Origin of the sequence: Anaerotignum faecicola (assembly GCF_003865035.1) — a bacterium.
Taxonomy (GTDB): Bacteria; Bacillota; Clostridia; order Lachnospirales; family Anaerotignaceae; genus Anaerotignum_A; species Anaerotignum_A faecicola.
In genome coordinates this window covers 301075-325361 of the sequence record NZ_BHVZ01000002.1, presented here as the reverse complement: position 1 = coordinate 325361, position 24287 = coordinate 301075, and the positions used below count along the sequence as shown (strand labels likewise).

25 protein-coding genes are annotated in these 24287 nt (G+C 47.9%); 22 read left to right on the top strand and 3 right to left on the bottom strand.

All coding sequences use genetic code 11. From position 1 onward, the window contains the following. Positions 1-61 precede the first annotated feature (61 nt). Positions 62-1285 carry a nucleotidyltransferase gene (locus tag EJE48_RS07350; RefSeq protein ID WP_124984453.1) on the bottom strand — a complete coding sequence of 408 codons (1224 nt, stop codon included), beginning with the start codon at positions 1283-1285 and terminating at the stop codon, positions 62-64. 217 nt (positions 1286-1502) lie between these two features. On the opposite strand from EJE48_RS07350, the gene EJE48_RS07345 reads away from it, so the two are divergent. The 15 genes from EJE48_RS07345 to ilvD all read left to right on the top strand — a co-directional run bounded on the left by EJE48_RS07345 (position 1503) and on the right by ilvD (position 15367). Then, on the top strand, positions 1503-2567 hold the full coding sequence (locus EJE48_RS07345) for an ATP-binding protein (protein WP_124984452.1): 1065 nt from the start codon (positions 1503-1505) through the stop codon (positions 2565-2567). Positions 2568-2598: 31 nt separating this feature from the next. After that, positions 2599-2952 (top strand): zinc ribbon domain-containing protein, encoded by a 354-nt coding sequence (locus tag EJE48_RS07340; RefSeq protein ID WP_124984451.1) that lies wholly within the window; start codon positions 2599-2601, stop codon positions 2950-2952. A gap of 185 nt (positions 2953-3137) precedes the next feature. Beyond that, on the top strand, positions 3138-4142 hold the full coding sequence (gene pta, locus EJE48_RS07335; protein ID WP_124984450.1) for a phosphate acetyltransferase: 1005 nt from the start codon (positions 3138-3140) through the stop codon (positions 4140-4142). Between the two features lie 183 nt (positions 4143-4325). Continuing rightward, positions 4326-5522 (top strand): acetate/propionate family kinase, encoded by a 1197-nt coding sequence (locus EJE48_RS07330; protein ID WP_016408271.1) that lies wholly within the window; start codon positions 4326-4328, stop codon positions 5520-5522. Between the two features lie 48 nt (positions 5523-5570). After that, entirely contained in the window at positions 5571-6077 is a 507-nt protein-coding gene (locus tag EJE48_RS07325) for a YceD family protein (protein WP_016408272.1), read from the top strand. Positions 6078-6079: 2 nt separating this feature from the next. Next, positions 6080-6259: a 50S ribosomal protein L32 gene (gene rpmF, locus EJE48_RS07320; protein ID WP_016408273.1), complete on the top strand. Its 180-nt coding sequence runs from the start codon at positions 6080-6082 to the stop codon at positions 6257-6259. A 124-nt stretch (positions 6260-6383) separates the two neighbouring features. Then, on the top strand, positions 6384-7376 hold the full coding sequence (gene plsX, locus EJE48_RS07315) for a phosphate acyltransferase PlsX (RefSeq protein ID WP_118579684.1): 993 nt from the start codon (positions 6384-6386) through the stop codon (positions 7374-7376). Between the two features lie 129 nt (positions 7377-7505). Beyond that, the gene (locus tag EJE48_RS07310; protein ID WP_016408275.1) at positions 7506-7748 is read left to right on the top strand and encodes an acyl carrier protein; all 243 of its coding nucleotides are present in this window, start codon (positions 7506-7508) and stop codon (positions 7746-7748) included. A 2-nt stretch (positions 7749-7750) separates the two neighbouring features. Continuing rightward, on the top strand, positions 7751-8455 hold the full coding sequence (gene rnc / locus EJE48_RS07305; protein ID WP_118579681.1) for a ribonuclease III: 705 nt from the start codon (positions 7751-7753) through the stop codon (positions 8453-8455). A gap of 159 nt (positions 8456-8614) precedes the next feature. Then, positions 8615-9691, top strand: coding sequence for a ComEC/Rec2 family competence protein (locus EJE48_RS07300; RefSeq protein ID WP_118579678.1), 1077 nt, complete (start codon positions 8615-8617; stop codon positions 9689-9691). 47 nt (positions 9692-9738) lie between these two features. Beyond that, positions 9739-9951 carry a DUF3006 domain-containing protein gene (locus EJE48_RS07295; protein ID WP_118579675.1) on the top strand — a complete coding sequence of 71 codons (213 nt, stop codon included), beginning with the start codon at positions 9739-9741 and terminating at the stop codon, positions 9949-9951. Positions 9952-10333: 382 nt separating this feature from the next. Then, positions 10334-11995: a biosynthetic-type acetolactate synthase large subunit gene (gene ilvB, locus EJE48_RS07290; protein ID WP_124984449.1), complete on the top strand. Its 1662-nt coding sequence runs from the start codon at positions 10334-10336 to the stop codon at positions 11993-11995. 14 nt (positions 11996-12009) lie between these two features. After that, entirely contained in the window at positions 12010-12546 is a 537-nt protein-coding gene (gene ilvN, locus EJE48_RS07285) for an acetolactate synthase small subunit (protein ID WP_016408280.1), read from the top strand. An 80-nt stretch (positions 12547-12626) separates the two neighbouring features. Next, positions 12627-13622, top strand: coding sequence for a ketol-acid reductoisomerase (ilvC, locus tag EJE48_RS07280; protein ID WP_118579669.1), 996 nt, complete (start codon positions 12627-12629; stop codon positions 13620-13622). 86 nt (positions 13623-13708) lie between these two features. Further along, a complete protein-coding gene (gene ilvD, locus EJE48_RS07275; protein ID WP_243107986.1) occupies positions 13709-15367 on the top strand; it encodes a dihydroxy-acid dehydratase in 1659 nt (552 codons plus the stop codon). Between the two features lie 47 nt (positions 15368-15414). On the opposite strand, the gene EJE48_RS07270 is transcribed toward ilvD, so the two are convergent. After that, a complete protein-coding gene (locus tag EJE48_RS07270; RefSeq protein ID WP_118579663.1) occupies positions 15415-16617 on the bottom strand; it encodes an ATP-binding protein in 1203 nt (400 codons plus the stop codon). Positions 16618-16869: 252 nt separating this feature from the next. Between EJE48_RS07270 and EJE48_RS07265 the strand changes: the two genes are divergently transcribed. From EJE48_RS07265 to EJE48_RS07235, 7 genes are all read left to right on the top strand, one after another. Continuing rightward, complete coding sequence (locus tag EJE48_RS07265) at positions 16870-17943, top strand: FAD:protein FMN transferase (protein WP_118579661.1); 1074 nt, start codon at positions 16870-16872, stop codon at positions 17941-17943. A 12-nt stretch (positions 17944-17955) separates the two neighbouring features. Continuing rightward, positions 17956-19266, top strand: coding sequence for an SPFH domain-containing protein (locus EJE48_RS07260; protein ID WP_118579658.1), 1311 nt, complete (start codon positions 17956-17958; stop codon positions 19264-19266). 272 nt (positions 19267-19538) lie between these two features. Further along, entirely contained in the window at positions 19539-19733 is a 195-nt protein-coding gene (thiS, locus tag EJE48_RS07255; protein ID WP_016408286.1) for a sulfur carrier protein ThiS, read from the top strand. Beyond that, entirely contained in the window at positions 19726-20376 is a 651-nt protein-coding gene (gene thiF, locus EJE48_RS07250) for a thiamine biosynthesis protein ThiF (protein WP_408608184.1), read from the top strand. The genes thiS and thiF overlap by 8 nt, the downstream gene beginning before the upstream one ends. Before the next feature lie 22 nt (positions 20377-20398). Continuing rightward, on the top strand, positions 20399-21172 hold the full coding sequence (locus EJE48_RS07245) for a thiazole synthase (protein ID WP_016408288.1): 774 nt from the start codon (positions 20399-20401) through the stop codon (positions 21170-21172). Positions 21173-21184: 12 nt separating this feature from the next. Further along, complete coding sequence (thiH, locus tag EJE48_RS07240; protein ID WP_016408289.1) at positions 21185-22438, top strand: 2-iminoacetate synthase ThiH; 1254 nt, start codon at positions 21185-21187, stop codon at positions 22436-22438. Next, the gene (locus EJE48_RS07235; protein ID WP_118579655.1) at positions 22431-23024 is read left to right on the top strand and encodes a thiamine phosphate synthase; all 594 of its coding nucleotides are present in this window, start codon (positions 22431-22433) and stop codon (positions 23022-23024) included. The genes thiH and EJE48_RS07235 overlap by 8 nt, the downstream gene beginning before the upstream one ends. A 300-nt stretch (positions 23025-23324) precedes the next feature. On the opposite strand, the gene EJE48_RS07230 is transcribed toward EJE48_RS07235, so the two are convergent. Further along, positions 23325-24101, bottom strand: coding sequence for a 3'-5' exonuclease (locus EJE48_RS07230; protein ID WP_118579652.1), 777 nt, complete (start codon positions 24099-24101; stop codon positions 23325-23327). Positions 24102-24287 lie beyond the last annotated feature (186 nt).

Genomic DNA, 24287 nt, shown 5'->3' with positions numbered 1-24287 from the left:
AGCCGAGGAAATCTGAATTCTTCGGCTTTTCCTGTTTGATTCTATTTTATGCCGCTGCCGGTCAGAGAATGACAAGGGGCTTTGTGAAATCCTGATTTGGCGCGCGATAAATCGGGTTGGGGTATGCCAGAGCGTGCAAATCGGTCGCTGTTTTTTCCAGAGCAAGCATGGCAAGCCCATCCTCATTCAGAAGCGCAGGGGCTTTTTTCAGATTTGTCAGAACGGGACATTTTGCCTGCTCCGTTAAATCTGCGAGAATATCGGAATGATCCTTCTGAAAGCCCAATACACGCACATAGGGCATTTTCGGCAGATTGAGGAAATACGAAACCTCGGATTCCTTGATATCCAGAAGAATATGAAGCAGGATACGCTGAATTTTCGTGCGTGTGTAGCGCTTTGTTTTGATGAAATCCATCATTTCCTCAAAGGAATAGCAGCTGTCAATGGAATGGAGAATCCGATTTTCCAGACCCTCTGTCACCTCTGCAATCTCCTTCAGCTCCTCAATCGAGGTGGTGCGCAGCTTATAATGCAGGGCAGGCATGAGTGTATCCCAGAAAACGGGTGCTGTGCCGATGGAAAGTGCTTTATTATAGAGGTCATGCGTATTTTCGGGCAGATGCAGCATGGCTTCGGTGCTGTTTTCCTCTGTCAAAGCCTTCCGCACTGCGCTTGCGGACGCATAGCCGCTTGAAAGAGAAAGGCTGTTGTAATCGCCCTTGCGGCGGATGGTCAGCGGTGCAATGGGAGAGGAATAATAGTCCAACGCCTTGAGATATTCCAAGCCTAAAATGTCATTTGGTTTGGAAAGGATGGCGCTGTTAATCTGCGAAAGCGTTTCCAGAACCTTTGCGCGCGCGGCAGGATAGGAAAGCCCCTCGCTGAGCAGCTCCTTTAATAGCCGTTGAAATTCCTCTGTTTCGTTTGCAAGAATTTTCGCCGCCTCCTGCAGCTCTTGCAGGTTGCCGTTTTCGGAGCCAAAGGCAAGCGTATCCACAATGCCGCTTTCTGTCAGCAGGCGCACTGCCCCTCTGGCAAAGGTTTCCGCATTGGCTGCGGCAAAAAGCACAGGCAGCTCCAATACTAAATCTGCGCCGTTTTTCAGCGCGGCGGCGGTTCTTGTCCATTTATCGAAAATGGCAGGCTCCCCCCGCTGCACAAAGCTGCCGCTCATGATGACAACCACGCGGTCGGCATCGGCCTTTCGTTTTGCTCGCTCCAGCATATAGGCATGCCCCTGATGAAAGGGGTTATATTCGGTAATGATACCAAGGGTTTTCATAAGAAAGTCTCCTTTCTGATGTTCAATTTCTGATTAAAATAAAGTATACCATATTTTTTCTGTTTTTTTAAAAAAATCGTATGGCAATTTTCTCAATTTAGGTCTATACTTGTGATAACATGGGCGGAGAAATGGGATTTCTTGTTTCTGCGTCTCCATGCGTAGGGGTAAAATCAAAAACAGGATGAGAATTCTTTTATGATAAGAGGATGATTAGGTGGAGCGGTTTGTTGAAAATCCGGATTTCCTGCAGGAGCTTTTTCTGGAGGAAGCGTGGAAAAATGTAGATAAAATTGATGGATTTATTGAATTCAAGGCAAATACAGAGGAATTTGAGGTGACGGCGGAGGAGGTCAACAGCCTATACCGCACGATGCACAGCATCAAGGGCTCTGCGGCAATGATGGGCTATCCTGCCATTTCCGAAACAGCGCACGCGGCGGAGGATTTATTTTCCTACCTGCGAGAGGAATCCGCGCCGGCGCAGAAGGATTTGCAGACGATTTTGCAGCTTTTGCGGATGGTTTCCGGCTTTTTGAAGCGGGAGCTGCGCCGTCTGGAAACGGATGACGAGGTAACGGATTTCGGATGGGCGGTGGTGCGCCGCATTAAGAATTTCCTTTCCCATGTGGACAGTGAAAATGAGCCGGAGGGCCCAAGCTATCAGATTGCCTATACCAGAAAGGGGAAAAAGCGGATTCCCTATACGAATTTTGAGGCACTTCTGCCGCAGATGGATCGGCTGGCAAAGGTAATGGGCAGAGAATTAAAAAAGGAGTTTACCGTAAAAATTTCCGGCGCGGATACGGAGGTGCCAAGAGATATTTACGATAAGGTTTCCATGGCGGTTTTGCAGATGATGAAAAACAGCATGGATCATGGTCTGGAATCCAAGGCAGACCGCGAGCAGATGGGGAAAACCCCTGTCGGGGAGATTTCTGTGGAAATCAGCAAGGCGGCGCAGAAGGTTTTTGTTGCATTCCGCGATGATGGGCGTGGTCTGAACCGCGACCAGATTTTGCAGAAGGCGAAGGAAAAAGGACTTCTGAAAAAGCCTGAAAGCGAATATGAGGACAGCGAGATTTACGCATTTCTGCTGCGCCCCGGCTTCACCACAAAGGCAAGCGCGACGCTGTTTTCCGGCAGAGGGGTCGGTCTGGATGTGGTGAATGCGGCGGTGGCCTCTCTTGGCGGCAGTATCCGTATCGAAAGCCGCGAATATATGGGAACAACCTTCTTTATGGAGTTTCCCGTAGTGGATGAAATGCACGCAGAAGGCTGAGAAAAAGCTTTTTTTGGAAGGGGACTTGCTTATGGATGGCGGAAAAAGAGTTTCTGTAAGGAATATCGTAATTTCGGTGCTTTTGATTGTGGTTGGGATTGCAATGCTGATGCTTGTCACAGAAGGCATCAAAAGCGGATGGTATGACGCACATAGTGCAAGACCTGCGAAACGAAAAGGCTATGCGGCTTTACTGCCGGTGCTTCTGGTTCTTTTGGGCGGCTTTAATCTGTACCGAGGGCTCAGAGGGAAGGCATTTCAGATGGATATCAGCAGCATGTTTTCCGGTCATAAGGACGGAAGTCCGTCTGCCTGTCCGCATTGCGGCGCGCAGCTGCAGCCGGGACAGTTTTCCTGCAAAATCTGTGGCAGAAGGATTTCCTGAGGTTTTCTGACGGGAAAAACAGAGGGAATTTTTCAAAAAAATATGATTTTTTGGCGGCAGACCCTTGTATACAGGGATTGTTTTGTTTATAATAAAGTAGTTTGGTATGTCCGTTTGAAAGAATCGGACTGCTCGATAAAAGAAAAAGTAAAAAAATATTTTATAAAAAATAGGAGGTAATACCTGTGGACTTTTTAAGCACAATGAAAGCAAAAGCAAAGGCAGACAAGAAGGTAATCGTTCTGCCCGAGTCCTATGAAAAAAGAAACCTGGAGGCAGCGGCTGAATGCCTGAAGGAAGAACTGGCAGATATCGTTCTGATTGGTAAGAAGGATAAAATCATGGAGGCTGCCGGCTCCTTTGATGTTTCCAAGGCAATTTTCGTAGACCCCGAAACCTACGACAGAATGGACGAAATGGTTGCAGGCCTTGCAGAAGCAAGAAAGAGCAAAGGCATGACACTGGAAGAAGCAAGAAAAATCCTGATGGATGATTCCCTGTTTGTTGCAGTTATGCTGGTTAAGATGGGTGTTGCAGACGGTATGGTTTCCGGCGCAATCCATTCCACAGCAGATACACTGAGACCCGCGCTGCAGATTCTGAAAACTGCACCCGGCACAGAGCTGGTATCCTCTTTCTTCATCATGGTTACAAAGACACCTCAGTATGGCGATGACGGTATCCTGCTGTTCGCTGACTGTGCGCTGAACCAGAACCCCAACCCCGCAGAGCTGGCTTGCATCGCAGGCGATTCCGCAAAATCCTACAATGCTTTCATCGGCAAGGAAGCAAGAGTTGCTATGCTGAGCCACTCCACAATGGGTTCCGCAAAGCATGCTGATGTAACAAAGGTTGTAGATGCAGTGAAGATTGCGAAGGAAAAATATCCCGAACTGAAGCTGGATGGCGAAATTCAGCTGGATGCTGCTATCGTGAAGGAGGTTGGCGAACTGAAGGCTCCCAACAGCACAGTTGCAGGTAAGGCAAACGTTCTGGTATTCCCCGATATTGATGCAGGTAACATCGGCTATAAGCTGGTACAGAGATTCGGTAATGCAGAAGCCTTCGGTCCTATCCTGCAGGGGATTGCAAAGCCCGTAAACGACCTGTCCAGAGGCTGCTCCGCAAACGATATCGTTGCAGTTGTTGCTCTGACAAGCGTACAGGCACAGGTAATGGCTAACAAATAAAAAGACCTTGGGGGCTTTACCCCCAATACCCCCAGCAGGAGCTCAGCCCCTGCACCCGATACCGCAATACCATGTACATGGTGTTGCAACTGGGGGTTCTAGGGGAATCATTCCCCTAGCAGGGTGTGGGACAGCGTCCCACGGTTTTTAAGAATAAAGGTAGAGATCAAAGGAGAGAAAAAAATGAAAATTCTTGTACTGAACTGCGGCAGCTCTTCCCTGAAGTATCAGCTGATCGACATGGAAACAGAAAACGTACTGGCAAAAGGCTTGTGTGAAAGAATCGGTATCGAAGGCTCCAGACTGAAACATCAGCCTGCCGGCAAAGAAGCCGTTATCTTCGATGATTATCAGGAAAACCACAGCGTATCCGTTAAAATGGTTCTGGATGCACTGACAAACCCCGAATACGGTGTTGTGAAATCCATGAAGGAAATCAACGCAGTTGGTCATCGTGTAGTACACGGCGGTGAATATTTCGCAAACTCCGTAATCATTACACCCGAGGTTATCGAAGCAATCGAAAAATGCTGCGATCTGGCACCTCTGCACAACCCCGCAAACCTGATCGGTATCCATGCTTGCGAAGAAATCATGCCCGGCGTACCTCAGGTAGCAGTATTCGATACAGCTTTCCATCAGACAATGCCCGAAAGAGCTTATATGTACGCTCTGCCTTACGAATACTATGAAAAATATAAAGTAAGAAGATATGGCTTCCACGGTACATCCCATAGATTCGTATCCGAAGAAGCTGCAAAAATGATGGACAGACCCTATGACCAGACAAAGACAATCACTTGCCATCTGGGCAACGGCGGTTCCGTTTGTGCAGTAAGAAACGGTAAATCCATTGATACTACCATGGGCTTCACACCTCTGGAGGGTCTGGTAATGGGTACAAGAGCAGGTGACGTTGACGTTGCAGCTGTAACCTATATCATGAAGAAGGAAAACCTGACCGTAGACGAAATGGATAATATCCTGAACAAGAAATCCGGCGTACTGGGTATCTCCGGCGTATCCTCCGACTTCCGTGATATCGAAGAAGCAGCAGAACACGGCAATGACAGAGCAGAAACAGCTCTGGACGTATTCGCTTACAAAGTAGCTAAGAGAATCGGCGCTTATGCAGCAGCTATGAACGGCGTTGACGCAATCGTATTCACAGCAGGTCTGGGTGAAAACTCCGGCACAACCAGAAGAGCAATTTGTGATTATCTGGGCTTCCTGGGTGTTCATATTGACTCCTACAATAACTCTCTGAGAGGCAAAGCACTGGAAATTTCTGCTACAGATTCCAGAGTAAGAGTATTTGTTATCCCTACAAACGAAGAACTGGTTATCGCAAGAGATACAAAGGAATTGCTTGACAAATAAGATTCGCTTTAGTATAATACTATGGTATGACTATTTAGGGGTGATTTCATGATTATCGAAATGGGATATTTGTTCAATAGAAACGGGGCAACCCTTCCTGTAGAGCTGGTAGAACAGATTGATGATGCGAAGGATTATCCCGATGTCGTGGAATTTGCAGAGCCTGTAAAAATTGAGGGAACTCTTAAAAATGAGGACGATGTTTTCGTTCTGGATGCAAAGGGTGAAACGGCAGTGCTGATGGAATGCAGCTGTTGCCTTGCACCGGTCAGAAAAGAGCTTTGCTTCGAAATTAAGGAACGTTTTGCTCATACAGGCAGAGAAAACGAAGAGACAGAAACTTTTACGGGAGATCAGATCGATCTTGCGGATTTTGTGAAAAGAGGTATCATTGGAGAACTTCCTATGAAAGTGCTTTGTAGGGAGGACTGCAAGGGGCTCTGTCCTGTCTGCGGCAAGGATTTGAATGAAGGCGATTGCGGATGCGACCGTACAATTAGAGATCCTAGGTTCGAAAGTTTGAGGGCTCTTTTCAGTGATGACGAGGAGGTGTAGAAATGGCTGTACCCAAAGGTAGAGTGTCTAAATCCAAAAGAGACAAGAGAAAAGCACAGAGCTGGAAAATTGCAACACCCAATCTGGTAAAATGCAGCAAATGCGGCGAACTGATGGTTCCTCATCAGGTATGCAAGGCTTGCGGTGCTTACAACAAGAAAACAATCATCAAAGTTGACTAATTCGATTTTGATTGAGGGCGGTCTTTGACCGCCCTTTTGTTATTGTGAAAAAAGATTGTTTTTTTCTGCTGAAATAGGTATACTGAAAAATATGTATAAAAAACCACAGAAGGGTGGAAAAAATATGGGAAAAAGAATTACAGTAGCACTGGACGCAATGGGCGGCGATTATGCGCCCCTGGAAACCGTCAAGGGTGCAGTGGATGCAGTGAAGGAACTGGATGTAAATATTAAGCTGGTCGGTCCTGCGGAGCAGCTTCACGCGGAACTGGCAAAATATCAATATGATAAGGAACGAATTGAAATCGTACACGCCTCCGAGGTCATCGGTACGGATGAATCCCCTACGATGGCGATTCGCCGCAAAAAGGATTCCTCTCTGGTGGTTGCGCTGAATCTGGTGAAAAACGGCGAAGCGGATGCAATCGTTTCCGCGGGCAGCACAGGCGCATTGCTGACAGGCGCACTTTTGATTGTCGGGCGCTTGCCCGGCGTAGAGCGTCCTGCTCTGGGAACCTGCCTGCCGACAAAAACAGGCTTTACCTTCCTGCTGGACAGCGGCGCAAATGTGGATTGCAAGCCCAAATATCTGGAACAGTTTGCGAAGATGGGCTCTGTCTATGTAGAAAATGTTTTCGGTATCAAAAATCCGAAGGTGGCATTGGTGAATATCGGCGCGGAAAAGGAAAAGGGCAACGCACTGACAAAGGAAACCTACGAGCTTCTGGAACAGACGGACACCATTCATTTTACAGGAAACATTGAGCCGAGAAACATTCCCTATGGTGAGGCGGATGTCATTGTCTGTGATGGCTTTGTCGGCAATACGATTCTGAAGCTTTCCGAGGGTCTGGCAAAGACGATTTTTGAAATCCTGAAGGGTGAAATCATGCAGGGCTTTTACAAGGTAGGCGCGCTGATTTTGAAAACGCCATTTAAAAATATGAAGAAATTCATGGATTCCGATGAAATCGGCGGCGCACCCTTTATCGGTCTGAAATCTCTGGTGGTAAAGGCGCATGGCAGTTCAAATGCCAAGGCATTTAAGAATGCGGTGCGGCAGTGCGTGCTGTTTGCCGAAGCGGATATCATCGGCAAAATCAAGGATAAAATCTGAGAAATTTACCGCAGAGACGTACTCCTATATTCTTAAATTTTTGTGAATTTTCATAATTTCCTGCTGACAAAAACAGGGAAATAGAGTATAGTAGGAAGGTAAAAAAAGAGAACATTGGAGGTAATGAACATGGATGAATCTTTAGCACTGGGCGTAATTGCGGAGCAGCTGGGCGTACCCGTAGACAGCCTTTCTGCTGAAACAGCATTTGCAGATCTGAATGCAGACTCTCTGGAGCTGTTCCAGATTATTGTTGCATTGGAAGAAAAATTTGACATCGAATTTGATAATGATAGAGCAGAAAGCATCAAACTGGTTGGCGATGTATTGGATTATATTGCAGAGCTGGTTGCGGCAAAGGAAGAAGAATAAATATGAACCATCTGAATCTGGAAGAATTTGAACGGAAAATTGCATATACGTTTTCGGATAAAAATCTGCTGATTCTGGCCTTGACACACAGCTCCTATGCCAACGAAACGAAAAAAGGCAGCCATGAAAACAACGAGCGTCTGGAATTTCTGGGGGATGCGGTGCTGGATATGGTTGTGAGCGAATATATGTATCGCCATTTCCCGAAGATGCCGGAGGGCGAGCTGACAAAGCTGCGCGCGGCGGTGGTCTGCGAAGGCTCCTTGGCGGAGCTTTCCAGAAAGCTTGGTGTGGGACGCTGCTTGCTGCTTGGCAAGGGGGAAGAAAGCACCGGCGGCAGAAGCAGAGATTCCATTCTGGCGGATGCCTTTGAGGCGATTATCGGGGCCATCTGCATGGATGGCGGCATGGAAGCCGTGACGAAATATATCATGGGTTTCATGGAAGAACGCATTGAAAGCACCAAAAGCAACTTCCGCAACTTGGACTGCAAAACACATTTGCAGGAGGTTATTCAAAAAAACAGTAAGGTGCCTTTGAAATATGCCATTGTGGATGAGCATGGCCCCGATCACAATAAGGTTTTTGTGGCAGAGGTCACGCACGACGGCGCAGTGCTGGGCAAGGGCAGTGGCAAAAGCAAGAAGGAAGCGGAGCAGAATGCGGCGAATGATGCCTTGGAGCGCATGAATCAGGCGAAAAAATAAGAAATTCCGTAAAAAAATAAATTTTAAAAAATGAAAATGACCTCGAAAGGGCAGATGAAGGAATCTGGCTTTTGGAGGTCATTTTTTGTGCAGAAAAAATTTTAATGTTGTGTTCGCCTTTGGGGATGGTAAAATGGGGAAAAGAAGGGAGAGAAGAAGATGAAACGAAAAGGATTTAAGGAAATTTTATTGCTGTTCAGTATGCTCTTTGCGCTGACGGGCTGTTCGGTTTCGGAGGCAACACAGCATGGCATGGCGGTCGATACCATTCAGACGGAGGATGTTCTCCTGCGGGTGGATTTTCTGAATGTCGGGCAGGCGGACTGCGCCCTATTAAGCACAAATGGGCATTATATGGTGATTGATGGGGGGAATAACGGCGATGCCGACACGATTCTTTCCTATTTAGAGGGGCAGGGGGTAGAAAAGCTGGATGCTGTTGTGGGGACGCACCCGCATGAGGATCATATCGGCTCACTGGATGCTATTATCAATCATTTTGATGTGGACGCGGTTTATATGCCGAAAATCATGCACACCAGTAAAACCTTTGAGGATGTATTGGATGCCGTTGCGAATAAGGGGCTGAAAATCAAATCGCCCAGCCCCGGGGATACGATTGATTTCAACGGTCTGGAAATTGAGGTGCTCGGCCCACAGAGGGAATATAAGGATTTCAACAATAATTCCATTGTGTTGAAGGTAAACGCAGGCGAGACTGCCTTCCTTTTCACGGGGGATGCAGAGGAAACGGCGGAAAAGGATATTTTGCAGGCTGACTACGATTTGCAGGCGGATGTGCTGAAGGTTGGGCATCATGGCAGCAGCACCTCAAGCAGTCAGGCATTTTTGCAGGCGGTAAAGCCGAAATATGCCGTCATCAGCGTCGGCGTAGGCAACAGCTATCATCATCCGGAGGAAGAAGCCCTGCAGCGGCTGCAAAGCATTGGTGCAGAGATTTACCGTACCGATTTGCAGGGGAATATTGTCTGCACCACAGACGGGAAAAATATTGCCTTCAACTGCAACAGCGTCAGCGGCACAGAGGTTTATGCAGATGCGGCAAGAAACAACACCCCTGCGGAGGAGGTTGTTTATATCGCGAACAAGAAATCGAAGAAATTTCATCTGGAAAGCTGTGCCTCCTTGCCGGATGAGGAAAACCGTATTTATCTTGAGGATAGAGAGGAAGCCATTTCCCTTGGCTATACGCCCTGCGGCACCTGCAAGCCATAAACAAGCCGGAGCAAGCCATAGAAGGAGAGAAAAAGGAGCGGAAGAAGATGCTTATTATCGTAGATCGATTTGAGGGGGACTATGCGGTTCTTCTGGAAGAAAATCAGACAAGGGATGTCCCGAAGCAGGCACTTGCCGCAGACATTCGGGAGGGAGATGTTGTTTTTCCGGATACGGACGGCATCTGGAAAAAGGATACAGCGGCAACGGAAAAAAGAAAATCTCAGATAGCAAAAAAGATGGACGCATTATGGGAATAAAGCAGTATAATTTCGGATGCAGTAAACTGTATGCAAAGCAAACACTCTGCGCAAAAGAAATTTCAAGTCGCACAAGGTTTTTATACAAGAATTTACACAATTTTCTGCCTGTGCGTACAAATGTATTTCAGTATGGGTGAAATGATGAAAAATAGAAAATGTAGCTGGTTCTTGTGGTGATTTTTTTGTATGAATTTACCTGCATGTATACATAATGGGATTTTTTGTATCAATTTTTGTACAGATGGATTATCGTTTGCCTTCGCTTTTTCTGAATTGACAGGATACAGATAAGGGGTATAATGAATGATACATCATTCTTATTTACAACATACAAAAGATAAAAAGAGTTTAATGAGTTTCAAATGAGGAGGGACCACGTATGAAAAAAACAGGTGCCCAACTGATTCTGGAGGTTCTGTTGGAACACGGCGTGGATACGGTTTTCGGGTATCCCGGCGGCGCAGCACTGAATGTATATGATGCGCTGTATGAATATCAGGATCGTATCAAGCACATCTTAACAGCCCATGAACAGGGCGCGTCTCATGCGGCGGACGGCTATGCCAGAGCAACAGGCAAAACGGGCGTTGTTTTCGCAACAAGCGGCCCCGGTGCAACAAATCTGGTAACCGGGATTGCAACAGCTTACATGGACAGCGTTCCCATGGTTGCCATTACCAGCAATGTGACAAATGACCTGATTGGCAGAGATGCGTTTCAGGAAGTATATATTACCGGCATTACGATGCCAATTACGAAGCACAATTTTTTTGTAAACCGTATTGAGGATTTGGCAAATGCCCTGAGACAGGCATTTCGCATTGCCCAGAGCGGTCGCAAGGGACCTGTGCTTGTGGATGTAACAAAAGACGTAACGGCGGCACTGGTGGATTATGTGCCAGAAAGACCCCTTCCCTTAAAGGAAATGCCCAAGGCAACAGATGCAGAGCTGCAGGAGGTTGCGGATGCAATCAACAGGGCAGAATGTCCCGTTATTTATTGCGGCGGCGGCGCTGCGGCGCGTCAGGTGGAAAAGGAGCTGCATGCACTGATGGAAACATCGGATATTCCTGCGGCACATACCATGATGGCGGCAGGTCTGGTGCCTTATGATGATGAAAGAGCCCTCGGCATGATTGGGATGCATGGCAGTGTCACAGCGAATGAGGCGCTTTTCCATGCAGATCTGGTGCTCGCACTGGGAACCAGATTCAGCGATCGTGTTGCTCTGAATATTGAAAAATTTTCCCCTGAAGCAGTAAAAATTCAGGTAGATATCGACCCCTGTGAGGTCAATAAAAACGTACCCGTAGATCAGTATATCGTAGGCGATGTCAAGGATTTTATGGAAAGACTGCTGCCCCTGCTCGAAAAGAGAGAGCATCCTGCATGGCGCGGAAAAATTGCAGAATGGCAGAAGGAGCAGGAAAAGGTTGCCTATCGCGGCGAAGGACTGCATCCCGTCAGATTGATTCGGGATGTCTGCGATATGGTGGATAAGGACACAATCTTTGTTACCGATGTCGGTCAGCATCAGATGTGGGCGGCACAGTACATCAAGCATAAGGAAACAAGACATTTTCTTTCCAGCGGCGGTCTGGGAACGATGGGCTATGGCTATGGCGCAGCCATCGGCGCACAGGCGGCTTTTCCGAAAAAGAGAGTGGTTCATTTTACAGGAGATGCCTCCTTCCACATGAATTTGAATGAGGCTTGCACAGCAGTCAGCGAGGAAATGCCAATCATCACTGTCATCCTGAATAATCAGGTTCTGGGGATGGTGTATCAGTGGCAGACAGCCTTCTATGGCAGACGCTATTCATCCACAACACCCGAAAGAAAGACAGATTTCGTAAAGGTCATCGAGGGCTTTGGCGGCAAGGGCTTCCATGTGGATACAGAGGAAGGCTTCAAGGAAGCATTCAAGCAGGCCTTGCAGGAAAAAGGCCCTGTCTGGATTTGCTGTGATATCGACAGAGAAATCAAGGTATTGCCTATGATTCCCAACGGCGGCACCGTAGATGATATGATTCTGGAATAAGGAGGTGCAGGGGAATGAAAGCAATTATGGAGAAAAAAGCAGTCAATAAAACTGTGATTTGCCTGATGGTAGAAAACCAGCCGAATGTACTTGCACGCATTTCCAGTCTGGTTGGCCGCAGAAGCTTTAATATCAGCACCATTACCGCATCCGAAACGAATGTTTCCGGCATCACAAAGATTACGCTGGTGGTCAATGGGGATGATGAAAATGTGCTGTATCAGATTATCGCACAGATGAAAAAGCTGGAAAATGTCAATGAAGCATATGTTCTGCCCGATACCAACAGCCTTTACAGAGAGTTGCTTCTGGTCAAGATTAAAGCAACACAGGAGGAACGCTCTGCCCTGCATGAAATGACGGAAATTTACCGCGGCAAGGTAGTTGGTCTGAATAAGGAAAGCATGATTATCGAGCTGACAGGCTCTCCCAAAAAGATTGACGGCTTTATGGGTATGCTGGAGGAGTATGATATCATTGAGGTTTCCCGTACAGGCGTAACCGGCATGGCAAGAGATTCCAGCGAAGAAAAGCACTTGACAGGCATTTAATATTTAATTTAATAGGACATTTAATCCATACGGATTAAACATATACACACCAAAGATAAGACAAAAAAGGAGAGATTCAAATGATTAACAAGTATTATGATCAGGATTGTAACTTAGGTATGCTGGACGGCAAAACAGTCGCTATCATCGGCTTCGGCAGCCAGGGTCATGCTCATGCTATGAACCTGAAGGAAAGCGGCGTAGATGTTGTTGTAGGTCTGAGACCCGGCTCTGCACATGTTGCAAAGGCAGAAGCAGCAGGTCTGAAGGTTTTGGGTATTGAAGAAGCAGCGGAAGCAGGTAACGTAGTTATGATGCTGGTTCCCGATGAATTGGCTCCCGCTATCTACAAAAACCAGATTGCAAAGCACATGAAGGAAGGCGACACACTGATGTTCGCGCATGGCTTCAACATCCATTACAGCCAGATTCAGCCCGCAGATTATCTGGATGTATCCATGGTAGCACCTAAGGGCCCCGGTCATATTGTAAGAAGCCTGTATACACAGGGCAGCGGCGTTCCCTGCCTGATTGCAGTAGAACAGGATAAATCCGGCAAGGCAAAAGAATTTGCACTGGCTTATGCAGCAGCAATCGGTGCAGGCAGAGCAGGCATTCTGGAAACAACCTTCAAGGAAGAAACAGAAACAGACCTGTTTGGGGAACAGGCAGTTCTGTGCGGCGGTGTTTGTGAGCTGATGACAGCAGGCTTTGAAACACTGGTAGCAGCAGGCTATGAACCCGAAATGGCATACTTTGAATGTATCCATGAAATGAAGCTGATTGTAGACCTGATCTACGAAGGCGGCTTCGATAAGATGAGATATTCCATCTCCAATACAGCAGAATACGGCGACTATGTAACAGGTAAACGTATCATCACAAAAGAATCCAGAGAAGGCATGAAGCAGGTACTGGCTGAAATTCAGGATGGTACATTTGCAAGCACATTCGTTCAGGAAATGAACGCAGGCGGCAAAGCAAAATTCCTGACATCCCGCAAAAAAGCGGCAGATCATCAGCTGTGCCATGTAGGCAAGGAACTGAGAGAAATGATGAGCTGGCTGAAAAAATAAGATTTGACAGATACGGCGAGTCTCTAAGCATAGAGGCTCGCCTTTCTTGCAAGAGGAGGAAAAAAGGAGGAGCTTTTATGAGACAACTGAGAAGTGCGCAGGTAACACAGGGCGTAGAGAGAGCACCTGCAAGAAGCCTGTTTTATGCAATGGGATATACGAAGGAAGAATTGGACAGACCTTTGATTGGCGTAGTTTCCGCACACAGCGAAATTGTTCCCGGACATTTCAATTTGGATAAGATTACAGAAGCCGTCAAGGCGGGCGTACGCATGGCGGGCGGCACACCCATCATGATTCCTGCCATCGGCGTTTGCGATGGTATCGCAATGGGGCATGCCGGCATGAAATATAGCCTTGCAAGCCGTGAGCTGATTGCGGACAGCGTGGAAACAATGACAATGGCGCATGCGCTGGATGGTCTGGTTCTCGTACCCAACTGCGATAAAATTGTTCCCGGTATGGTAATGGCGGCAGTGCGTATGAATATCCCTGCTGTGGTTTGCTCCGGCGGTGCAATGATGCCCGGTCTGGTGGATAATGAGGAGGTCAGCCTGTCCAAGATGTTCGAGGCAGTCGGCGCAAGAAAAGCAAATATAATTGATGATGCAAAGCTGTTTGAATATGAAACCAATACCTGTCCCGGCTGTGGCTCCTGTGCAGGAATGTATACCGCAAACAGCATGAACTGTCTGTGTGAAGCGGTTGGTATCGCTCTGCCCGGCAATGGCACACTGCCCAATGTTTCCAGTGGACGTATGCAGCTGGCAAAGCACGCAGGCATGGCAATCATGGAATTGGTGGAAAGGGATATCAAGGCAAGAGATATCATCAACACCAGAAGCATTTATAATGCAGTTGCCTGTGATATGGCATTGGGCTGCTCCTCCAACAGCGTACTGCATCTGCTGGCGATTGCAAACGAAGCAGGTGTAGATTTGAATATGGATATCTTCAATGAAATTTCCGCAAAGGTACCCAACCTGTGCCATTTGGCACCTGCCGGCTCCACCCATATCTCCGACCTGAACAGAGCAGGCGGTATCCCTGCGGTACAGGCAGAGCTTGCGAAAAATGGTCTGCTGGATTTGGATGCTATGACAGCAACAGGCAAAACGCTGGGCGAAAATATCAAGGGTGCATACGTTAAGGACTACGATTTGATTCGCCCCATTGATCACCCCTATAGCGAAACAGGCGGCATTGCGGTTCTGTGGGGGAATATCGCAGAGGATGGCTGTGTGGTAAAGAGAAGCGCAGTTGACCCCGAAATGCTGTGCCATACAGGCCCAGCGCGTGTGTTTGACAGCGAAGAGGATGCCATCGCAACCATCTACGCAGGCGGCATCCATCCCGGAGATGTTGTTGTCATCAGATACGAAGGTCCCAAGGGCGGTCCCGGTATGCGTGAAATGCTGAATCCGACGAGTGCTTTGGCAGGGATGAAGCTGGATAAATGCGTTGCATTGATTACAGACGGGCGTTTCAGCGGCGCAAGCCGTGGCGCATCCATCGGTCATGTCAGCCCCGAAGCGGCGGCAGGAGGCACCTTTGGTCTGCTGCAGGAAGGCGATATCATCGAAATCGATATCCCGAACCATAAGGTAAACGCACAGGTAAGCGAGGAAGAATTCGCGGCAAGAAGAGCGGCTTATGTTGCCCCTGCACCGAAGGTAACAACAGGCTGGCTTTCCAGATATGCAAAGCTGGTTTCCTCCGCAAATACCGGCGCGGTAATGAAATAAATAAAAAGAAAAAAGGAAGTCGAAGGACTTCCTTTTTTGCTGCCTTTTTACAATTTTGCAAGCTGCGTTTCCACAAAATGCTTTGCAGTTCGGGGGCTTCTGCCGTTCTGGCGAATGGCAAAGCCTTCTGCCTTGGTACAAAGCTCCTCCTCCGGCATTTTTAGATTATATTCCTTCGCCAGATGCTTCACAATGGCAAGGTAGCCGTCCTTATCCGGCTTCTGGAAGGTAATCGTCATGCCGAAGCGAGCGGAAAGGCTCATCAGCTCCTGCAAGGTATCATTCAGATGGATATCATCACCGCTGCGTTCTTCCATGGTTTCCTTCACCAGATGGCGGCGGTTGCTTGTGGCATAAATCACCGTATTTTTCGCACAGGCGGTGACACTGCCCTCCAGTGTTGCTTTCAGTGCGGCAAAATGCTCATCATTGCCTGCAAAGCTTAAATCATCAATAAAAATAATGAATTTCAACGGATTTTCCGCAAGCTGCTCCAGCAGAGAGGGCAGGCGGAACAGCTGATTTTTCTTGACCTCAATCAACCGCAGACCTTCCTCCTGCAACGCATTTGCCACAGCCTTAATCGTGGAGCTTTTGCCTGTGCCGGCATCGCCGTAAAGCAGAAGATTGCTTGCAGGTATGCCTGCCAGAAGTGCCTCGGTATTCCGCATGACGATACCAACCTCCCGTTCATAGCCGCTCAGCTGAGAGAGCGACTGCGGATCGGGGTGCTGCACAGGCTGCAAGCCGTTATCCCCGAAGGAAAATGCGTGATATTTCGCAAAAATACCATAGCCTTTTTTCGGCGCATCGGCAATGTGCTTTGTGTAAGCGGTATAAAAATCCAAAGCGGTTGTTTCCCAATCAGGCAGGAAGGCGGCAATTTCCTCAGGCAGAATCGTCTTTATTGCCTTTGCGGAAAGCCCTGCCAGCTCCGTAAAGAAATCCAATTCTCGCTTTGCGGCATCGCAGATAGCGGGCGGACAGACCTCTTTTCTCGCTGCGGAAAGCAGAAAACGATTTTCATCGGCAAGCACCAGTTCCAAAAGAGCTTCGGAAAAATTCACATTTTTCTCAAATAAAGCAGAGGTAAACGCACCATAGGTGCAGGTGAGCGTTTCCGCATCGCTTTCCTCGCAGGCGCGCAGAAGCTTCTGCAAGCGCTGTATGAGGACATCCTCTAACAGAGCACGGAATACCGTCAGTCCGTTTAATTTTCGGTTGTAAAGCTGATATAAATTTGTCTGCATCGGATTCATCCTTTCTTTTTCTTTTGTACAATAAAAATAATAGTAAAGTATAGCATGATATTGTACAAAAAACAATACAATACACGCAGAAAAAAGAATTATGACATGAAATATCACAAAATATGAAGCCGTTCCGTCAAAGAAAGAAGCCTATAGATTTTTATTTGCAAGTAAACTGCTAGGGTTTGACAAAGCCGAGAACGCAAGGTAAAATCAGTATAAGGAATTTTGAAAATTAAAGGAGCTAAAAGGATGAATTGGAAAAAAATAATAGCAATCGGATTGACGGGATGCTTTCTGTTCAGCGGCTGTGCCGAACAGCGACAGAATGCACAGAAGATGGGCGAGGAAGGCACGCAGGAGGACAGCTACGAATCCACAACCTTCGCCATGGATACTGTTATGACCTTCCATATAGTTGCCCCTGATGGGGAAGACCTTCTGATTGATGCGGAGCAGGAGGTTAAGCGTCTGGAAAAGCTGTTTTCCGTCACAGATGAAGACAGTGATATTGAACAGATTAACGATAACGCAGGGGATAAGGCGGTTACCGTTTCGGCAGATACGCTTGCCCTGCTGAAGGCCGGCAAGCAGCTGGGCAAGGCAACGAACAATGCCTTTGATATGGCGATTTACCCCATTGTGAAGGCGTGGGGCTTTACGGAAAATGAGTATACCATTCCCACGCAGGAAACACTGGATGAGCTTCTGCCGCTGACAAAGGTAAGCAATGTCACCATTGATGAGGATGCCTCTACGGTTTATCTGGAAAAGGAAGGAATGGCGGTAGACTTAGGCGGCATTGCGAAGGGCTATGCCTCCGATAAGCTGGCAGAATTGTTAAAGAAAAAGGGCGTGAAATCCGCATGGCTTTCTCTGGGCGGCAATGTTTGTGCCATTGGTACAAAGCCGGACGGCAGTCCTTGGAGAATTGCCGTGCAGAATCCTGCTGATGAGAATGATTATGTCGGCGTGGTCGAAATCAGTGATGCCTGCGCGGTTACGTCCGGCGGCTATCAGAGATACTTTGAAGAAAACGGCAAGAAATATCATCATATCATCGACCCTGCAACGGGCAAGCCTGCGGAAAGCGGCTTAACCTCCGTCACGATTATCTGCAAGGACGGTACAAAGGCGGATGCTCTTTCCACGGCGCTGTATGTCATGGGTCTGGATGATGCGCTTGCCTATTGGAAAACACAGGATGATTTTGAGGTAATCTTCGTAACAGAGGATGGTGAGGTTGTTGCAACCGAAGGTCTGAAGGACAGCTTCACCTTCGATGGCAAGGGCAATGATTACACCTACCGCGTAGCGAAAAGATAAGGAGGATGCACAATGGGCATTTTAAAGGTTGGTGTCGGTGCGGCACAGGGCGTTCTGGCAGATAGCTGGAGAGAATATTTCTACTGTGATGCCATGGATGTGGATGTGCTGGCAAAAAAAGGCGAGCAGCGGCAGTCCAAACGGGGCTTCAATACAAAAAAGAGCGAAAATATCATCTCCAATGGCTCTATCATTGTCATCAATGAGGGGCAGTGCATGATGATTGTAGAGCAGGGCAAGGTGGTCGAGGTCTGCGCCGAAGCAGGCGAATTTCTTTACGATTCCGCAACAGAACCCAGCCTGTTCTATGGAGATTTGAAGGAAAGCATCAAGGAAAGTTTCCGCCAGTTCGGCAAGCGTGTCGGCTTCGGCGGCGACCCTGCGGGCGATCAGAGAATCTACTATTTCAATACAAAGGAAATCCTTGGGAATAAATACGGCACCTCAAATCCTGTGCCGTTCCGTGTGGTTGATACGAATATCGGTCTGGATATTGATATTGCAATTCGCTGTCATGGCGAATATGCGTATCATATCATCGACCCTATTCTTTTCTATAAGAACATCTGCGGCAATATTACGGATACATATACCAGAGACAGCATGGAATCTCAGCTGAAAAGCGAAATGCTGACAGCCCTGCAGCCTGCCTTCGGCAAGCTTTCCGCCATGGGTATCCGTTACAGTGCCCTGCCTGCACATACCATGGAGCTTTCGCAGGCGCTGAATGAGGTGCTTGCAGAAAAATGGGGCGGCAGATATGGCATTGAGATTACCTCTATCGGTGTAAGCAGCGTGAAGGCATCCGATGAGGATGAAGCCATGATTAAGGAGCTGCAAAGAAATGCAACGCTCCGCAATCCCTCCATGGCGGCGGCGCATCTGGTCAATGCACAGGCAGAAGCTATGCAGGCGGCAGCGGCAAACCCCAATGCAGGCCCCGTGATGGCTTTTGCAGGGATGAATCTGGCAAATCAGTCCGGCGGCATGAATGCAGGGCAGCTCTTTCAAATGGCGGCACAGCAACAGCCCCAGACACAGGCACCCACCCAGACAGGCTGGACCTGCAGCTGTGGCGCAGCAGATAATACGGGCAATTTCTGTACGGAATGTGGTGCGAAAAAGCCGGAGGAAAATGTCTGGATTTGTGCATGCGGCAGCCATAATAAGGGGCGCTTCTGTCCGCAGTGCGGCAAGCCAAAGCCGGCAGGCGTGCCGCAGTATCGCTGTGATAAATGCGGCTGGGAGCCGGAAGACCCCACAAAGCCCCCTCGCTTCTGTCCGGAATGTGGGGATCCGTTCGGGGACGAGGACAAAATCTAAGTCGAGAGCAGGTTTCTGAGAATATCCTTGCTTTTTAAAAATGCAGGCGGTATAATGAAGCTACAATCGAACACACAGAGGGGAGCTTGCTCAGGCAGGCTGAGAGGAAGGATACGCCTTCGACCCATAACCTGATTTGGATAATGCCAACGTAGGGATGCCTGAAAACAGAAGGAACAAACAAGGGAGTTATCAAATGATGGTAGCTTCCTTTTTTTGTTGATAAAAAGCCCTGTGTTTGATTGCGATTAAGAGAAGGAGGTGAGAGCTGCGTGGTAAAAATCAATGGGGAAGCGCTTGCCGTTGCAGGGAAAACTCTGGCGGAATATCTGGCAGGCACAGACTATAACCCCAAGCGGATTGCGGTGGAGCGCAATGGTGAAATTGTGCCAAAGGCAGCCTATGGCGAAACCATTTTGCAGGACGGAGATGTCATTGAGGTTGTTAATTTTGTAGGAGGTGGCTGATTTGAGCAGGATTCCTGAAAGGGAAGACTTGCAGCGAGCATTAGCGGCACGACATGGAAGGGCTGTGCAGGAAAAATTCAATCAGGCAACGGTTGCCATCTGCGGTTTGGGCGGTCTCGGCTCCAATATTGCGATTGCCTTGGCAAGAGCAGGCGTTGGCAGGCTGATTCTGACGGATTTTGACAGGGTGGATATCACCAATCTGCATCGACAGCAATATAAGGCAACCCAGCTGGGAGAATTTAAAACCGAGGCATTGGCGGCGAATCTGCGTGAGATTGCACCATATCTTACGATAGAAACGCATACAACTGCCATTACCGAGGAAAATTTTGAAGAAATCCTTGCACCTGCCGATGTTATCTGCGAAGCATTTGATAACGCAGAAGCAAAGGCAATGCTGGTCAATGGCGTGCTGGAAAAATTACATACGAAATATCTGATCGCTGCGTCCGGCATGGCAGGGTTCGGCTCTGCAAACAGCATCCAAACCAGAAGGATTACAGACCGTTTTTATCTCTGCGGAGACGGAATCAGCGATGTTGCAGATGACATTGGCTTGGTATCCTCTCGTGTGATGATATGTGGTGCGCATGAGGCGCACATGGTTCTGAGAATCCTTTCCGGTCAGTTTGAACCATAAGTAAAAGAAAGAAGGGATTTTCATGCAGAAAGAAGACAAACTTATCATTGGCGGACATGAATTTCATTCCAGATTTATTCTGGGCTCCGGTAAATATTCCTTAAAGCTGATTGAAGCGGCTGTAAAGGATGCCGGCGCGGAAATTATCACATTGGCAGTACGCCGCGCGAATACAAAGGATCAGGAAAACATTCTGGATTTCATTCCTAAAAATGTTACCCTGCTGCCCAATACCTCCGGCGCAAGAAATGCTGAGGAAGCAGTCCGCATTGCAAGATTGGCAAGAGAGCTGGGCTGTGGTGATTTCGTAAAGATAGAAATCATGCGTGACAGCAAATATCTCCTGCCTGATAACTATGAAACCATCAAGGCAACCGAAATTCTTGCAAAGGAAGGCTTTGTGGTAATGCCCTATATGTACCCCGATTTGAATGTGGCGCGTGATTTGGTGAACGCAGGCGCGGCAAGCATTATGCCTCTGGCTTCTCCCATCGGCTCCAATAAGGGTCTGGCAACAAAGGAATTCATTCAGATTCTGGTGGATGAAATTGATTTGCCCATCATCGTAGATGCAGGCATCGGCAGACCTTCTCAGGCTTGCGAAGCAATGGAAATGGGCGCAGCGGCAATCATGGCGAATACCGCTCTGGCAACCGCAGGCGATTTGCCCCTTATGGCAGCGGCATTCCGTCAGGCGATTGAGGCAGGCAGAAAGGCGTATCTTTCCGGTTTGGGCAGAGTGCTGACCAGAGGTGCATCCGCATCCGATCCGCTGACAGGCTTCCTGCGTGATTAAGGAGGGATAAGCATGGAAAATCAATTTTTTGTAGACTCTGAATTTCTTTCCCCCGAAGCGCTGAAGCGTAAGCATGAGCTGGAAACAAACCCTGCTTCCAGAAAGAATCACATGGAATATATGCCCGGAATGGAAATCATCAAATCCGATATCCGTGAAACGGTTATGGCGCATGTGGAGGAATACGATTACGATAAATATACGGCAAGAGATGTGCGCGCGGCGCTCGATCATGAAACCTGCTCTGTGGAGGATTTCAAGGCGTTGCTTTCCCCTGCGGCGGCTCCCTTTTTAGAGGAAATGGCGCAGAAGGCAAGAATCGAAACCGGCAAGCATTTCGGCAATACCGTTTATCTTTTCACCCCCCTGTATATTGCGAATTACTGCGAGAATTACTGTGTATACTGCGGCTTCAACTGCTATAACCACATCAACCGCATGAAGCTGAATATGGAGCAGATTGAAAAGGAAATGCAGGTCATCGCGGACAGCGGCATGGAGGAAATCCTGATTCTGACAGGCGAAAGCCGTGCCATGAGTGATGTCAAATACATTGGTGAGGCTTGTAAGCTGGCAAGAAAATATTTCCGCATGGTCGGCGTGGAAATTTATCCTGTGAATACGGATGAATATCGGTATCTGCATGAATGTGGTGTGGATTATGTCACTGTTTTCCAGGAAACCTATGACAATGTAAAGTATGAAACTCTGCATCTGATGGGACATAAGCGTGTTTGGCCCTACCGCTTTGATGCACAGGAAAGAGCCCTGCGCGGTGGCATGAGAGGGGTAGCGTTCTCTGCACTGCTCGGTCTGTCCGATTTCAGAAAGGACGCACTGGCAAGCGCACTGCATGTTTATTATTTGCAGCGGAAATATCCTCATGCAGAAATGTCCTTATCCTGTCCCAGACTGCGCCCGATTATCAATAATGATAAAATCAACCCTCTGGATGTCGGTGAGAAGGAGCTTTGTCAGGTTCTTTGTGCCTATCGTATTTTCATGCCCTTTGTCGGCATTACGGTATCCTCCAGAGAAAGCAAATCCTTCCGTGACGGTATCGTAAAAATTGCCGCAACGAAGGTTTCCGCAGGTGTTTCTACAGGCATCGGTGACCATGAAAGCAAATACACCGGCAAGGAGGCCGAAGGTGCAGAGGGCGATGAGCAGTTTGAAATCAATGATGAACGCAGCTTTGAAACCATGTATGAGGATATGTCTGAGGAAGGACTTCAGCCTGTGCTGAATGATTATCTGTATGTCTGATATTTTGTGTGTCACAAACCGCAGCCTTTGTCATGAGGATTTTTTGCAGCGTATCCGAAAAATCGCAGCCTGTCAGCCGAAGGGCATCATCCTGCGTGAAAAGGATTTCAGTGAAGAGGCATACAAGGCACTGGCGGAAAATGTAATGCAAATCTGTAAGCAAAATGACGTTCCCTGCATCCTGCATAGCTTTATTGATGCAGCACTTTTACTGGGAGCGGAGCAGATCCATTTGCCCCTGCATATTTTGCGCGGCATGGAGGAAGAAAAAAAGAAACAGTTCCGAAGCATCGGCGCATCCTGCCATTCTGTTGCGGAAGCACAGGAGGCGGCTCGGCTTGGCTGTACCTATATCACAGCAGGACACGTTTTCGTGACGGATTGCAAGAAGGGACTTGCCCCCAGAGGGCTGGCGTTTTTGCAGGAGGTTGTGGAAAGCGTAGCCATTCCTGTTTATGCCATCGGCGGCATCGGCAGCGAAAATGCGGCATCGGTCAGAAAAACGGGTGCGGCAGGTATCTGTGTGATGAGTGGGCTCATGCAATGCGAAAATGTAGAAGAGCAAATGAAAAAACTGGAAAAATAGAAGAATGTCAATGAAAATTTCTGACAGCATCCGAAAGGAACAGCCCGAAAACGGGAAGGCAGAAGGGGAGCGCCTTAGGCCTTGCAGAGATGAACAGCGATGGGAAGCCGTGTTCCGGCGTGAGAGGAGACCATGAAGTTTCGACCGAATTTTTTGAAGAGAACCAAGGATGTTTTTTTGGTTGCGAAAAATTTCGGGAGAACGCTGTATTGGGAGCCGTTCTCCCGCTTTTTTTATTTTGTCTGCAAAAAGAAAAAATCCCAAAGGGACTTTGAGATTTTTTGTTCTTACAGGCATTTTTTATTTTGCAGATTCCTTTTTGCGTACTGTGGGTGCAGCATCAAAGGTGTGGTTGCGCCCCAGCATATAGGCCAGCTTGACAAGTGCCTTTTCCTCCTCGGTCAGCGGTCGCTCCAATCGTTCTTCAATATGCAGGAACAGAGACTTCACGTTTGTACGCAGACGCTTCGGCTTTTTCGTCAGCATAGTCAGTGGCTGAAAGGTATCCGGCTGCATGTGTTCGGGATGCGTAAGGGCAAAGATTTTTGCCGTATAGGTCGCATCGTTCAGAGCATTGTGGAATGTTTCCTCCTGCGGCAGCTCCAGTGCCTCAACCGCATTTTTCAGACCGATTGCCTTGCCTGTTTCATGGTGCAGATATTCCGCTGCAAAGGGCTGTACATTCAGAAACTGATTTGTCATTGCATCGGCATCCAGATTGTAATACAGGATGTTGCGGTACAGGGATTTGATATCATCCCCGCCCCATGCGCAAAGAACGGCAGGCTTCTTGCCGATAAACGTAAGAAACGCTTGGTATGCCTCAGGAAAATGGGGCTGTCCGGCGAGCATCTTCGGACGAATCCCCGTAATTTTTTCCACGAAGGGGTGCAGACGGGGATAAATCTGCGGCGAAATCATGCAATTAAAGGAATCCAGCTGCTCAAAGTGTTCATTCAGCTTCACCGCCCCAATCTGAATAATCTCAAAGGGACATTCCGGGTTCGGCTCCACCTTCTTTCCGGATTTGAAGGGGAACGCCTGATTGAATTCCAAATCCAAAACAATGTAATTCATAGAAAAAAACTCCTTTATAGAAAACTTCCGCCGGGAAGCAGTAGACTGTTTTAATAGGTCGAAATTCTGCCTTCGACTTAAGTGCGCCTTTTTATCTTACCATGAAAGCAGTCGGAAGAAAAGAGGAACTTCCTTCTTGTCCGATTCTAAAAGAAATGATACTATAAGGAGAAGAAAACGAAACAA